General features: G+C 61.1%; 8 protein-coding genes and 1 tRNA gene. 3 read left to right on the plus strand and 6 right to left on the minus strand.

The features are described from left to right. Positions 1-12: 12 nt before the first annotated feature. The 3 genes from prsK to AC56LV_RS14050 form a co-directional block, all read right to left on the minus strand. Positions 13-2088 carry an XrtA/PEP-CTERM system histidine kinase PrsK gene (gene prsK, locus AC56LV_RS14040; protein WP_499558489.1) on the minus strand — a complete coding sequence of 692 codons (2076 nt, stop codon included), beginning with the start codon at positions 2086-2088 and terminating at the stop codon, positions 13-15. 97 nt (positions 2089-2185) lie between these two features. Then, complete coding sequence (locus AC56LV_RS14045) at positions 2186-3589, minus strand: TIGR03013 family XrtA/PEP-CTERM system glycosyltransferase (RefSeq protein ID WP_499558491.1); 1404 nt, start codon at positions 3587-3589, stop codon at positions 2186-2188. Positions 3590-4280: 691 nt separating this feature from the next. Beyond that, positions 4281-4356: transfer RNA gene (locus tag AC56LV_RS14050), tRNA-Arg, on the minus strand. 177 nt (positions 4357-4533) lie between these two features. Between AC56LV_RS14050 and AC56LV_RS14055 the strand changes: the two genes are divergently transcribed. Continuing rightward, positions 4534-5436: a c-type cytochrome gene (locus tag AC56LV_RS14055; RefSeq protein ID WP_499558493.1), complete on the plus strand. Its 903-nt coding sequence runs from the start codon at positions 4534-4536 to the stop codon at positions 5434-5436. A gap of 388 nt (positions 5437-5824) precedes the next feature. Here the strand turns inward: AC56LV_RS14055 and AC56LV_RS14060 are convergent, their stop codons facing one another. Then, the gene (locus tag AC56LV_RS14060) at positions 5825-6037 is read right to left on the minus strand and encodes a hypothetical protein (RefSeq protein WP_499558495.1); all 213 of its coding nucleotides are present in this window, start codon (positions 6035-6037) and stop codon (positions 5825-5827) included. Positions 6038-6067: 30 nt separating this feature from the next. Between AC56LV_RS14060 and AC56LV_RS14065 the strand changes: the two genes are divergently transcribed. After that, positions 6068-7372: a hypothetical protein gene (locus AC56LV_RS14065; protein ID WP_499558497.1), complete on the plus strand. Its 1305-nt coding sequence runs from the start codon at positions 6068-6070 to the stop codon at positions 7370-7372. 83 nt (positions 7373-7455) lie between these two features. On the opposite strand, the gene AC56LV_RS14070 is transcribed toward AC56LV_RS14065, so the two are convergent. Both AC56LV_RS14070 and AC56LV_RS14075 read right to left on the minus strand, forming a co-directional pair. Further along, a complete protein-coding gene (locus AC56LV_RS14070; protein ID WP_499558499.1) occupies positions 7456-9516 on the minus strand; it encodes a M13 family metallopeptidase in 2061 nt (686 codons plus the stop codon). A 76-nt stretch (positions 9517-9592) separates the two neighbouring features. Continuing rightward, complete coding sequence (locus tag AC56LV_RS14075) at positions 9593-11677, minus strand: M13 family metallopeptidase (protein ID WP_499558501.1); 2085 nt, start codon at positions 11675-11677, stop codon at positions 9593-9595. 525 nt (positions 11678-12202) lie between these two features. On the opposite strand from AC56LV_RS14075, the gene AC56LV_RS14080 reads away from it, so the two are divergent. Beyond that, positions 12203-13627 carry a S41 family peptidase gene (locus AC56LV_RS14080; RefSeq protein ID WP_499558503.1) on the plus strand — a complete coding sequence of 475 codons (1425 nt, stop codon included), beginning with the start codon at positions 12203-12205 and terminating at the stop codon, positions 13625-13627. The last annotated feature ends 12 nt before the right edge of the window (positions 13628-13639 follow it).

The raw sequence follows: 13639 nt of genomic DNA on the forward strand, positions 1-13639 counted from the left end.
GTTTTCCTTTCATCACGCAGCGCGCCCGGCGCCAGCCTCGCGGTACAGCGGCAACGTGACGGTAAATGTGCTTCCCTGCGCAGGTACGCTGGTCAATGCCAGCGCCCCGCCCAATTCATGAATGTATTCCCGGCTTTCGAACACGCCGATGCCCATGCCGGCCGGCTTGGTCGATTCGAATGGCTTGAACAGCCGCTCGCGGATGAATTCCTCGCTCATGCCGGCGCCGGTATCGGCCACGGTGACGGCAACCTCCCCGCCCGCGCGGGCAACCGAAACGCTGACACGGCCGCTGCGCGGCGTGGCTTCGATCGCGTTCTGGATCAGGTGGCCCAGCACGCGCTCGAGGCGTTCACCATCGGCCAGCACTAAAAGGCCCGCATCGACCACGTCCAGCACCGGATGCGGCTCGAACGCGCTCTTGAGCGCAATCGCCTGGCGCACCACGTTCTCGACGCGCAGCGGCAACGGCCGTTCCGGCGCATCGTTGCGACTGAGCTTTTGCAGCATCATTTTCATCTTGTCGACCGAGTGTGTCACGGTATCGAGCATATCGCGCTGGAACTCGGGATTGTCGCGGTGCTTTTCGGCGTTGGCGTTCATCAGCGACAACTGGCCTACCAGGTTTTTCAGGTCATGCACGACGAAGGTCGACATGCGGTTGAACGACTCGAACTGGCGCGCCACCATCAGCTCGTTGGCGGCATCCTGCTGCGCCAGGTAACTGGCGGCCTGGCTGCCGGCGATTTCGAGCAGGTCGAACACTTCCCAGTTCAGCGACACGGCGCTGCGCGCATCCTGCAGCACCACGAAGCCGAACAGCTTGCCGTGCAGGATCAGGGGCACCACCAGCCAGCCGCGCGGAAACGCGACGAGCCATTCCGGCAAGACCAGGTCGCCGTATTTTTCGGGTAGCGCCGCGTATTCGCGCAGGTCGATCACCCACTGCGTGGATTCCAGGAAGTGACAGAAATTCGAGTCGGCCGGCTCGGTCGCGGTGCTGGTGGCTTGCCACCCCGCCACCGGCTGATAATGGCCGCCATCGTCGTCGCGGCGCTGCCACAACACGCCCCCCGGGCTCTCCACCAGCGCACCGACCGCCTCGATCGCGCGCTCGCCGATGTGCGTGCTGCCCGACGACAGGGTGCGCGTGAAGCGCATCCATTCCTCGCGGTAGTCGTAGCCGTAGCTGTAGAAATGCTTGCTGATGAAGACCTTGAGCCAGGCGCGGAAGGTACCCGAAAACAGGGTTCCGGTCAGCAGCAGCAAGGCGCCGCACAGGAACGCGACCTGCATCACGCCGCCCCAGCTGCCACCGAAATAGCGCAGGTAGTAGCCGGCAAACCCCATCGCCAGCAGGTAGATCGCCGAGCCGAACAGTGCGGTCGAATGGAACATCACGCGGCGCGACAGCACCAGTGCGTTCGAGCGCGACGTGCTGCGCTTGACGGCGGTGCCGATCAGCGGCATGGCCAGTGCATTGACGATGCCGCGCGCGGCCCAGGTATCCGGATGCATGTCGTGGAACAGCATCGCCTGGCTGTACATGTAGAAGTCGTAGGCGAACATCGCGCCGATGCCCAGGCAGGCGAACTTGATGGCCCAGCGCTCCTGGATCGTCTTGTTGCGGTAGACCTGCTCGACCAGCAGCATGCCGAGCACCGCCTGGCACACGCGCGCCGTGACATTGGGCAGCAGGCCACCGTCCAGATTGAGCATCAGGTCGGTACGCACGAATACCGTCACCAGCAGCAGGAGTCCATAGCAAACGGCGCCGATGAAGATGGGCGTGCGCAGGCTGAACGGCCAGCGGCTGGCGGGATCGCGCGAGTTGCCCAGCAAGAGCAGCAGCACGACGCACCAGGCGGCGCTGCGCAGGATTTCGAGGGTGTCGGTCCAGACCGACCACAGTTCGTGGCCGGTAGCGGCCTGCCCGGCCAGGGCGGCGGACCAGAGCGCGGTGAATCCGCATGCGAGGGCAATGGCGGCAACCTGGGTACGGCCGCGCCAGATGGTGAACAGCAGGCCGATCAGCAGCAAGAAACCGATGGCGGCGACGCTATAGCTATAGACGGCAATGGTGGTCAACGTATGCCATCCATGAAAACGACCATTGAAAAATTCGGGATAGAAACGTTAAAGCCAGCGGCCTGCGGTGCACGCACCGCAAGCCGGTCCGGGACGATCAGCGGCCGCTACGGAACAGCACGACCTTGAGCGTGTTGATCAGGATGAGTACATCCAGGAACAGGCTGTTGTTCTTGACGTAATAGAGGTCGTACTGCAATTTCTGCAACGCGTCCTCAGCCGACGATCCATAACCATAACGCACCTGCGCCCAACCGGTAATGCCTGGCTTGATGCTATGACGGACATTGTAATATGGAACCACTTCGATCAGCTGCTGGACGAAGTAGGCACGCTCGGGCCGTGGGCCCACAAACGACATGTCGCCCTTGAACACGTTCAGGATTTGCGGCAGCTCGTCGATCCGGGTCTTGCGCATGAAGTTGCCGACACGCGTCACGCGCGGATCGTTCTGCGCCGCCCACTGTGGCGTGCCACCTTTTTCGGCATCGGCGCGCATGCTGCGGAACTTGTGGACACGGAAAATCTTGCCATCCTTGCCGACCCGCTCCTGCGAATAGAACACCGGGTTGCGGTCTTCGAGCCACACGGCCAGCGCTGCGCCGAGCATGATCGGGAACGTGACCGCCATGATCAGGGTGCTGCAGATCAGGTCAAACCCGCGCTTCATGAAGATACGGATGAAGCTCTGGTCAAAGCCACCGCCGAACACCAGCCAGCTCGGCTGCAGCGAGTCGACCCGGATCTGGCAGGTTTCGCGCTCGAAGAACGTGGCGGCATCAGTGACCTTCACGCCCTGCAGCTTGCAGTCGAGAAGTTCCTTGATCGGGAAGCTGCCGCGCCGGTTCTGCACCGACACGACGATCTCCTGCGCGCCATACTGGGTCGCCAGCTTGACGAGCGAGTCGCCTTCGCGCACCTTGAGCACGTCGGCGGCTGGCACGCACATGTCGTCGCTGCCCACTGGAATGAAGCCGACGACCTTGTAGCGGTGGTAGCTGTTCTTGTTGACGGCCAGTTCGCTGCACTCCTTGGCCAGCGCGCCGTTGCCCAGGAACAGGATGCGCGACTGCATCAGGCGCAGTTCCGATGTCTTGAAGAAGATGATGCGTGCGATGAAAATGCCGGCTGCAGCCAGGCCAAAGCCCAGCAACAGGATGCCACGACCGAAGTACAGGTCGGGCGCCACATAGAACACCAGCGTCAGGATCAGGAAACCCATCAGGAACGCCGGCATCAGCTTCATGAAGAACGGATGGCGCAAGCCCTCGTCGAAATCGAGCTGGTACATGCCCATGGCGCTCATGCTGAAGCTGACCGCCACGGCAAACGCGACGGCCGAAGCCAGGAAGTGATCGAACTGGGCGCTCGTGAGCGGCGCGCCGATGTCGAGAAAACGCATGGCTGCGCCTGCGTAGGCAGCGCCCAACAGGATCAATATTTCCACGAATAGCAGGACGAAAACGATCTTCGACACGTAGTGGTTAGAGATCCGAAACATGTTATTCCCCAGAATTGATGATTACGCTTACTGCATGCCGAGATGCCGAATGCACGCGTCGTACATCCGCTACACCACCGTTGCCTGTGTTGGCAGCTACTAACTTCTTCGATTAATTGTCAACCAATACAACGGCAACCACACGTAACGTTACACGTTGAAATACGCGCATGCGCTTTTCAGGACACCGGCATGGAGGCAGTACCCTGGCAGCGTCATGGAGACGAGGTCAATCTGGGAAATTATTCCATGATCTGACATCGCAACAAGTTTCTTGCAAGATCAACATCACTTTTAAGTTATTGTTTTGACATATTTTTAACATTCAATATAGCATGGAAACACCTGGCCACTCAATGACAGGCTGCTGACCCGTCAGCTTGTTGCAACATGTGCCTGTTTGAACCCTGTGAGTTCGTCAGTACAGTTGCATCAAAAGACAAAATTAGTTCCACCATGCAATAAGTCGAGGGATTTTAGCACTGACGATGCATAAAACCACGCAAAGGTTGTAATCGTGCGCTATAGATTTCAGAATAATTGATGAACAACAGAGACTTGCAGCCAGGAAGTGGTCAATAAGACACAGCAGAACCTGAACTGATAGGGAAGTGACAAGAAGAAGTACGACTGCCGGCAAGCGTTGTGCGACAACGCCAGATGCGGGAAACGGGATGGCAAGATGCCAAATTGGTGCGGCTGGCTGGAATCGAACCAGCGACCCTTGGCTTCGGAGGCCAATACTCTATCCACTGAGCTACAGCCGCACTGGCAAGCGTAGCGAAGGATACAGTCTTTCGTTGAGTACGTCCATGGGCAGCGCCCGAAAAACCCTGGCATCAATAGAGGTTTACACTATAATAAGATGCTCGACGGCACTTGCAAAAAAGCCACTAGATCGCAGCGCCCCAGTGGCCGGTTTTTTTAATTGAATTAAGGAAATCATGAGCGACGCACAGCACGACCACGAATCCCTCATTCGTACGCCAAAACAGCTCGTGATTGCTGTCGCGGGATTCTTCCTAGTCATTGTCCTTGGCATCATCCTGCTAGTTACCTTTGTCACCAATGCGTCGACCACCGGCGCCGGCAGCAATGCCCAGAGCGCCGAGGCGATTGCCGCGCGCATCCGTCCCGTTTCCGATGCAGGTTTCACATTGCGCGACGCCAATGCGCCCCGTGTCCTGCTGGCAGGCGGCGCCGTGTACACCGCCACCTGCGCGGCGTGCCACGACAGCGGCATGGCCGGGTCCCCCAAGACTGGCGACAATGCTGCCTGGGCTGCCCGCCTGGCGCAAGGTTACGATACGCTGGTCACGCACGCGATCGCAGGGATCCGCGCCATGCCGGCCAAAGGCGGCAACCCTGACCTGGATGATCTCGAAGTGGCGCGCGCCGTCGTCTTCATGACCAATAAGAGTGGCGCCAGCTTCAAGGAGCCGGTGGCGCCCGCACCCGCTGCTGCAGCCGCACCGGTTGCCGGTGACGCTGCCACTGCGACGGTTGGTGCACCGGTCGCTGCAGCGCCGGCCGCCACGGCGGCAGCGGCGCCTGCGGTAGCAGCGGCGCCAGTTGCAGGTCCAGCCGTCGCCAGTGCCGATACCGGCAAAAAGGCATACGACACGGCGTGTATCGCCTGCCACGGCGACGGTATCGCAGGCGCGCCCAAGTTTGGTGACAAGGCCGCGTGGAGCGCACGTATCGGTCAGGGCGCCTCGGTCCTGTACGACCACGCCATCAAGGGGTTCCAGGGAAAGGCCGGTTATATGCCCCCGAAAGGTGGCTCCACGCTTCCTGATGCTGACGTCAAGGCTGCCGTCGACTACATGACTGCTGCGGTCAAATAACCGTTGCCGGGAACGGCAAAACAACAAAGCGCCGGCATCGGCGCTTTTTTTTACCTGTCGTTTTTATCTCCAGCCCAGCCTGAGTACCTGCAGAACATGACCCTCTACGCATATTAATTGAACAATTAATTGCATTACTTTCATACCACCATATTTATCATATGTGACATGTTGATTGAAAAGTAAAGTAACAATTGCTTACAAATTGCGACAAATAAATACCTTATCCTGCACAGCTTCCAGTCGAAATTAATTCCTAATGGAATCTTTACAGGATTAGTCCACCATGTCCCTCCGCTCCCAATTCATCGTGCCCGCCTCGTGCCGTCTGTCAGCAATTTTCCTGATGTCCCTCGCTGCTGCAGGCAGCGCATCCGCTGCCACCCTCTCAGTGGGGCCAGGAAAAACCTATGCTGCGCCGTGCGCTGCCTTTGCCCGTGCGCAGTCCGGCGATATCATCCAGATCGATGGCGGTAAATCTTACAATGGGGACGTTTGCGCCATCGGTGCCAGCAACCTGACCATTCGCGGCGTCAATGGTCGTCCAACCATTAATGCTCAAGGCAAAAATGCCCAAGGCAAGGGCATATGGGTTATCCAAGGCAGCAACATCACGGTGGAAAACGTCGAAATGGCCGGAGCGTCGGTTCCGGACCGCAACGGCGCTGCACTGCGTATCGAAGGCACCAACTTCACGCTGCGTTCGTCGTACTTGCACGATAACGAAAACGGCATCCTGACCGGTGCCAATGCCAACAGCAGTATCGTGATCGAGAACACCGAGTTCGGTTCCAACGGCCGGGGTGACGGTTACAGCCACAATGTCTATATCGGTCATGTCGGCAGCCTGACGTTCCGCTACAACTATTCGCACGACGCCAATGGCGGGCATAACCTCAAGTCGCGCGCCAACGTCAACACGATCAATTACAACCGCTTCTCGAGCAGCACCGGCAAACCGAGCTACGAGATCGACCTGCCAAATGCCGGTACCTCGTATGTCATCGGCAACGTGATCCACCAACCGGCCAGTCACAATAATCCCGGCTTGCTGGCCTATGGCAGTGAAGGCGCGAGCAATCCTGGCAAGGATCTGTATGTGGTCAACAACACGTTCCTGAACGACGACAGTGGACGCGGCACCTTCGTCCTCGTCGGCGGTAGTGTGACCACGCCGGTTCTGCTGCAAAACAATATCTTCGGCGGTACTGGCGCCGTGACCAACCAGAGCAATGCCATCGACCGGACCAACTTCCGTTCTCTCGTGCCCGGCTTCATCAATCGCCTGCTGTTCGATCTGCATCCGATCGCGAACGTGCTGGTGATTAACGCCGGCTCGACGCCGGGCGTGTCGGCATCTGGTGTGTCCCTGACGCCAGTGGCACAGTACAAGCACTTGGCATCGGGCGAGACCCGCGCTGCTGCAAGCGCGCGCGATATCGGCGCCTACGCGGCGCTGACTTCGGGCGGCACCCCGGCACCGGCGCCGGCGCCAGCGCCCACGCCTGCCCCGACGCCAACGCCGTCCACCTGGACCAACTGCGCCAACGAGAACGCCACGTGTGGTTTCAGCGGCACGCGTGAAGTACGTTATGGCGCGGGCAATTCCTGGGTCGTCAAGGTGTTTACCAACAATGTCCAGTGCTCGAACGCCGTGTTCGGTGATCCGATCGCAGGCACGGTCAAGACCTGCAGCTATGCGGGTACCGCGTCGAGCGCGCCAGCCCCGGCGCCGACCACGCCCGTGACCTGGACCGCATGCGCTGCCGAAAAGGGCACCTGCTCGTTCACCGGCACCCGTGATGTGCGCTACGGCGTGCCCGGCGCCTACGCCACCAAGACGTTCACGACGCGCACCGCCTGCACCAATGCCGTGTTCGGCGATCCGATCGAAGGCACGGTCAAGTCGTGCAGCTATTCGAGCCAGGCGCGCTGATCGCGTAGCCAACAGGCAGTAGCAACAACAAGGGCCGCGAAAGCGGCCCTTGTTTTATGCAGGCAATGGCCTGCGCTGCAGGCTTACCAGATGATCACGCGATCCTTTGGCGCCAGGTACATCTTGTCGCCGGCCTTGACCTTGAACGCTTCGTAGAAACCTGGCTGGTTCTTCAGCGTGCCATTGGCGCGGTATTGCGCCGGCGAGTGCGGGTCGGTCTTGATCTGCGCGATCTGCGCCGGTTCGCGCATCTTGGTGCGCCACACCTGGCCCCAACCCATGTAGAAGCGCTGGTCGCCGGTGAGACCGTCGATCACGGGCGCTGGCTTGCCCTTGAGCGAGATCTTGTAGGCTTTATAGGCAATCGCCAGGCCCGAGTTGTCGCCGATGTTTTCGCCGAGGGTCAATTCGCCATTCACGTTGTAGCCTTCGAGCGGGCTGAATGCGGCGTACTGGGCGATCAGGGCCTTGGTCTTTTCGCCGAAGCGCTTGCCGTCTTCTTCGGTCCACCAGTTGCGCATATTGCCGTCGCCGTCGTACTGCGAACCCTGGTCGTCGAAGCCGTGGCTGATTTCGTGGCCGATCACGGCGCCAATGCCGCCGTAGTTGACCGCGTCGTCGGCCTTTGCATCGAAGAACGGCGGCTGCAGGATCGCGGCCGGGAACACGATTTCGTTCAGTTCCGGGTTATAGTAGGCGTTGACGGTTTGCGGCGTCATGCCCCATTCGTCGCGGTCGATTGGCTTACCCAGTTTGTTCAGTTCGCGGTTGTATTCGACGTCGCGCGAGCGCATCACGTTGCCCACCAGGTCATCGCGCTTGACGGTCAGCGCCGTGTATTCCTTCCACTTGTTCGGGTAGCCGATCTTCGGCGTGAACTTGGCCAGCTTGGTTTGCGCTTCCTTCTTGGTCGCCGGGCTCATCCAGTCGAGCGTGTCGATCGAGTCCTTGTAGGCCGCCAGCAGGTTGTTGACCAGCACTTCCATGCGCGCCTTGCGTTCAGCCGGGAAATGGTCTTTCACGTACAGCTTGCCCACGGCATCGCCCAGGCTGCCTTCGAGTGTCGAGACACCGCGTTTCCAGCGTGGTTCGAGTTCAGGAATGCCGGCCAGCGTGGTGCCGTTGAACGAGAAGCGCTGGTCGACGAAGGCTTTCGACAGGTAGTTCGCATAGCTGTTGACGGTCTGGAATTGCAGATACGCTTTCCAGGTCGCGAGCGGCACGCTGTTCAGGACGTCGGTAAAACCTTTCAGGTAGGTCGGCTGGCTGACGATCAGATACGTTGCCTTGCCCTGCAGGCCCGAGGCTTTCAGCCACGTGTTCCAGTCATAGCCCGGCGCCATCGCGGCCAGCTTGCTGAACTCGACCTTGTTATAGGTCTTGATCGGATCGCGGTTCTCGACCTTGGTCCACTGCACCTTGGCCAGGCGGGTTTCCAGGTCGAGGATGGCTTTCGCGTCAGCGGCGGCGGTCTTGCTGCCAGCCAGCGCCAGCATCTTCTCGATGTGCACCTGGTACTTGGCGCGCACGTCCGCCAGCTTGGCATCGTCCTGCTTCAGGTAATAGTCGCGGTCGGGCATGCCCAGGCCTGACTGGTACAGGTCGGCGACATACTTGGTCGAATCCTTGGCATCCTGGTGGATGAAGAACGTGAACGGCACGGTCACGCCGGCGCGGTTCAGGTTGGCAAACAGCGCCGGCAGTTCGGCCTTGCTCTTGAGCGCGGCGATCTTGCTCATCTCGCCCTTGAGTGGCGTGGCGCCCAGCTGCTCGAGGCGCGCTTCGTCCATGTAGCTGGCGTAGAAATCGCCGATCTTGCGCGCTTCGCTGCCGGCGGCGGCGTTCTTGTCGGCGGCCGTGCGCTCGATGATCGCGCGCAGTTGCGGCAGCGTGTCGTCGCGCAGCTGGTGGAACGCGCCCCAGGTCGACTTGTCGGCCGGGATCTCGACGCTCTTGAGCCACTTGCCGTTGAGGTGTTCGAAGAAATCGTCCTGCGCGCGCACGGACGGCTCGATGTATTGCGTCGCAATGCCGGACGATGCACCGGCCGGCGCCGTGGCGGCGGTGGCCTGGGCCAGCGCCATTGGTGCGATGAACGACGTGGTCAACACCAGCGCTGCTGCACTGATCAGTTTTCGTTGCATGTTATCTCTCTTTGTTAGTTTGTGAGTGCAATGCAAAAGGCCGGCGCTCGTGACGCCGGCCCCTTGTCATGGAACCTTACCAGATGATGACGCGGTCTTCAGGCGGCAGGTACATCTTGTCGCCCGGTTTCACGTTGAACGCCTCGTAGAACTCGGGCATGTTCGACACGGTGCCGTTGGCGCGGAACTGGCCCGGCGAGTGCGGATCGGTTTTCACCTGGTTGATCTGCTGGGCTTCACGCATCTTCGAGCGCCACACCTGGCCAAAGCCCATGAAGAAGCGCTGGTCGCCCGTCAAGCCATCGATCACCGGCGCCGGCTTGCCGGCCAGCGAGAGTTTATAGGCCTTGTAGCCGATCGACAGACCGGCGTTGTCGCCAATGTTCTCGCCCAGTGTCAGTTCGCCGTTCACGTTGTAGCCCGGCAGCGGCGCGTAGCCGTTGAACTGCTTGACCAGCTTGTCGGTGCGGGCCTTGAAGGCGGCGCGGTCTTCGGCCGTCCACCAGTCGCGCAGATTGCCGTCGCCATCGGACTGGCTGCCCTTGTCGTCGAAACCGTGGCCGATTTCGTGGCCGATCACGGCGCCGATGGCGCCGTAGTTGACCGCGTCGTCGGCGCGCATGTCGAAGAACGGCGGCTGCAGGATCGCGGCCGGGAACACGATTTCGTTCATCGTGCTGCGGTAGTAGGCGTTGACCGTCTGCGGCGTCATGCCCCACTCGGTATGGTCGATCGGCTTGCCGAGTTTTTCGATGTTGTAGTTGTAGGCGAAGGTCGATGCACGCATCGCATTGCCCACCAAATCGTCGCGCTTGATCGTCAGGCGCGAGTAATCGCGCCACTTGTCCGGATAGCCGATCTTCGGCGTGAACTTGGCCAGCTTGGCGCGCGCTTCCTTCTTGGTCGCAGGGCTCATCCACTCCAGGTTGTCGATCGACTGGCCGTAGGCGATGATCAGGTTCTTGACGAGTTGTTCCATGCGCGCCTTGCGCTCGGCCGGGAAATGCTCGGCCACGTACAGCTTGCCCAGTGCCTCGCCCAGCGTGCCTTCGACCGTCGAGACGCCACGCTTCCAGCTCGGACGCTGCTCGGCCACGCCGGTCAGCGCGGTGCCGTAGAACGCGAAGTTCTCGTCAACGAACGCCTTCGACAGGTACGGCGCGTATTCGCGCAGCAGCTGCCATTCGAAATACGACTTGAGCGTGGCCAGGTCGGTCTTGGCCAGCAGCGCATCGAAGCCCGTGAAGTAGCTTGGCTGGTTGACGATGATGGTGTCGATTTTGTTGCCCACACCGGCGGCGGCCAGTGCGCCTTTCCAGTCGTAGCCCGGCGCCAGCTTGGCGAGCTCGGCGACCGTCATCTTGTTGTAGCGCTTGACCGGGTCGCGGTTCTCGACCTTGGTCCACTGGACCTTGGCCAGGTCGGTCTCGAAGTCGACGATCGCCTTGGCCTGCGCGGCAGCGTTCTTTTCGCCAGCCAGCGCCAGCATCTTCTCGACGTGCACCTGGTACTTGGCGCGGATCTCGGCCAGCTTGGCGTCGTCCGCCTTCAGGTAGTAGTCGCGGTCGGGCATGCCCAGACCGCTCTGGCTGAGGTAGGTCGCGTGGCGGGTCGATTCGCGCATGTCCTGGCCGACGTAGATGCCGTACGGGCTGGCCACGCCGATCTTGCCCAGGTGAGCGGCCAGCGCCGGAATGCCCTTCTTGTCCTTGAGCGTGCGGATACGGGACAGTTCGCCCGTCAGCGGCTTGTAGCCAAGCGCTTCGCGGCGCGCATCGTCCATGAAACTGGCGTACAGGTCGCCGATCTTCTTCGCTTCGGTACCTGCCTTGGCACCGGTGTCCTTCTGCGCAGCCTCGATGATCGCCAGCAGTTGCGGCGTGGTGTCTTCGCGCAGCTTCATGAAGGTGCCCCAGCTCGAGCGGTCACCCGGGATCTCGGTCTCTTTCAGCCACTTGCCGTTCAGGTGCGTGAAGAAATCGTCCTGCGGACGCACGCTGTTGTCGATGTACTGGGTGTCGATGCCGGAGATGACGCCAGCCGGTGCGGCGGCGGTTGCCGGCGCTGCGCCGGCCGCAGGCGCGGCGTCGGCGGCCATGGCCGGTGCGGCGAAGGCTGCCGCCAGGGACAGGGTCAGGGTACTCAGGAGAAGTCGCTTCACGGGTAAGTCCTTGGTTGCTAAGTGTTCGCAGGGATAAACAACATCTGACCGGTCGCGCCTGCTGCGTGCCGGCAAAAGAACATTCTAGCGGGTGCACTTGCAACGGCGCTGGCCGTGGTGATTTTTTTACTTTTCGATACACGCAGGCAGGTGAATATCGCGTATGCATGTGTTGGAAGGTGACAACAAGGTGACATGGATAAAAAAAATCCCGCGGCAAGATAGCCGCGGGACAAGACCACTTCAAGAGTGGAGAGAGAGAAAAACTAGTCACGACTATAGGGGGGCACTGTTGTACCGGGCGCCACTCTTACATTTGCTTACCCTCGCTAACGGCATGTAACAAATCGCTATTCGGGCCATTTCATCCGATGTTCCGTATTTCGATAACGTTATGAGATATGGTGGGGGCCAGGGGGCCACCAACAACAGCGCGCGAACCGGTTTATACTCCGCTTGCGCAACCTCAGGCCGATCACAGCGCCTCGGGTTCCACGACCGGCGCGCGCTGCCACAATGGATCACATGGGTTCCACCTTCAAGAATGGCTGCCTGATCGGCCTGGGCATCGTTGCCGGCGTTGGCCTGACGATGCAGTTTTCCGCCCTCTCCTTCAAACCGTCGCTCGAATCGAGCATGCCGGTGGCCGAGTTGCGCGAACTGGCCGACGTCGTCGGCGTCATCAAGACCAGCTACATCGAACCGGTCGAAGACAAGGCCCTGCTGTCGCAGGCCATCACCGGCATGGTAGCGTCGCTCGATCCACACTCGGCCTACCTTGACGCCCGCGCGTTTCGCGAACTGCGCGAAGGCACTGAAGGCCGCTTCGTCGGCCTGGGCATCGAGATCAGCGTCAGCGAAGACGGCTACATCGAAATCATCAGCCCGATGGAAGATTCGCCCGCCTACCACGCCGGCATCAAGGAGGGCGACCTGATCACCCGCATCGACGGCCACCCGGTGCAGGGCACGCCGATCGACGATGCGATCAAGCGCATGCGCGGCGAACCGGGCACGCGCGTGACGCTGACGGTCGTGCGCAAGTCGGCGCCAGCGCCGCTCACCATCACCGTCGAGCGGCGCGAGATCGTCCAGAAAAGCGTCAAGGCAAAAATGGTCGAGCCGGGTTACGCATGGCTGCGTGTGGCGCAGTTCCAGGAGCCGACCGTGGACGACATGGCCGCCAAGCTGCAGGCGCTGTACCGCGAAGACCCCGACCTGAAAGGCCTGGTGCTCGACCTGCGCAACGATCCGGGCGGCCTGCTGCAGGGCGCGATCGGCGTGGCCGCTGCGTTCTTGCCGAACAACGCCGAAATCGTCTCGACCAACGGCCAGCTGGCCGACTCGCGCCAGCGCTTCTACGGCCGGCCCGAGTTCTACATGCTGCGCAGCGGCGCCGACCCGCTGGCGAGCCTGCCACCGGCATTCAAGAAGCTGCCGATGGTCGTGCTGGTCAATACCGGCTCGGCCTCGGCCTCCGAAATCGTCGCCGGGGCGCTGCAGGACTACAAGCGCGCCGCCATCCTCGGCAGCCAGACCTTCGGCAAGGGCTCGGTGCAGACGATCCGCCCGATCGGCGGCAATGCCGCCGTCAAGCTGACCACGGCGCGCTACTACACGCCGGCCGGGCGCTCGATCCAGGCGCGCGGCATCCTGCCCGATGTCCCGGTCGATGAGTATGCCGACGGCGACGGTCTGAACGCCCTGCGCATGCGCGAAGCCGACCTGCAACACCACCTGACCAATGGCGGCGGGGCCGAAGTCGCCACGCGCGACGATGACATCGAAGAGCAGATGCGGCTGTTGAACGCAGCGCGCCAGCGTAAACCACTCGATTACGGCAGCGCCGACGACTTCCAGCTGGCCCAGGCGCTGCGCCACCTGAAGGGCCAGCCGGTGGTGCTGTCTGGCCGCGCCAGCAGCACGACACTGGCGCGCCAGGGGCGCTGAAGGTATGGCGCT

Source organism: Telluria sp. RB2R28 (genome assembly GCF_059685835.1).

Coding starts and splice junctions, on each gene's coding strand:
- AC56LV_RS14045 (WP_499558491.1), bottom strand. CDS start 3,589: ATGTTTCGGATCTCTAACCACTACGTGTCGAAGATCGTTTTCGTCCTG.
- AC56LV_RS14055 (WP_499558493.1), top strand. CDS start 4,534: ATGAGCGACGCACAGCACGACCACGAATCCCTCATTCGTACGCCAAAA.
- AC56LV_RS14065 (WP_499558497.1), top strand. CDS start 6,068: ATGGCCGGAGCGTCGGTTCCGGACCGCAACGGCGCTGCACTGCGTATC.
- AC56LV_RS14070 (WP_499558499.1), bottom strand. CDS start 9,516: ATGCAACGAAAACTGATCAGTGCAGCAGCGCTGGTGTTGACCACGTCG.
- AC56LV_RS14080 (WP_499558503.1), top strand. CDS start 12,203: ATGGGTTCCACCTTCAAGAATGGCTGCCTGATCGGCCTGGGCATCGTT.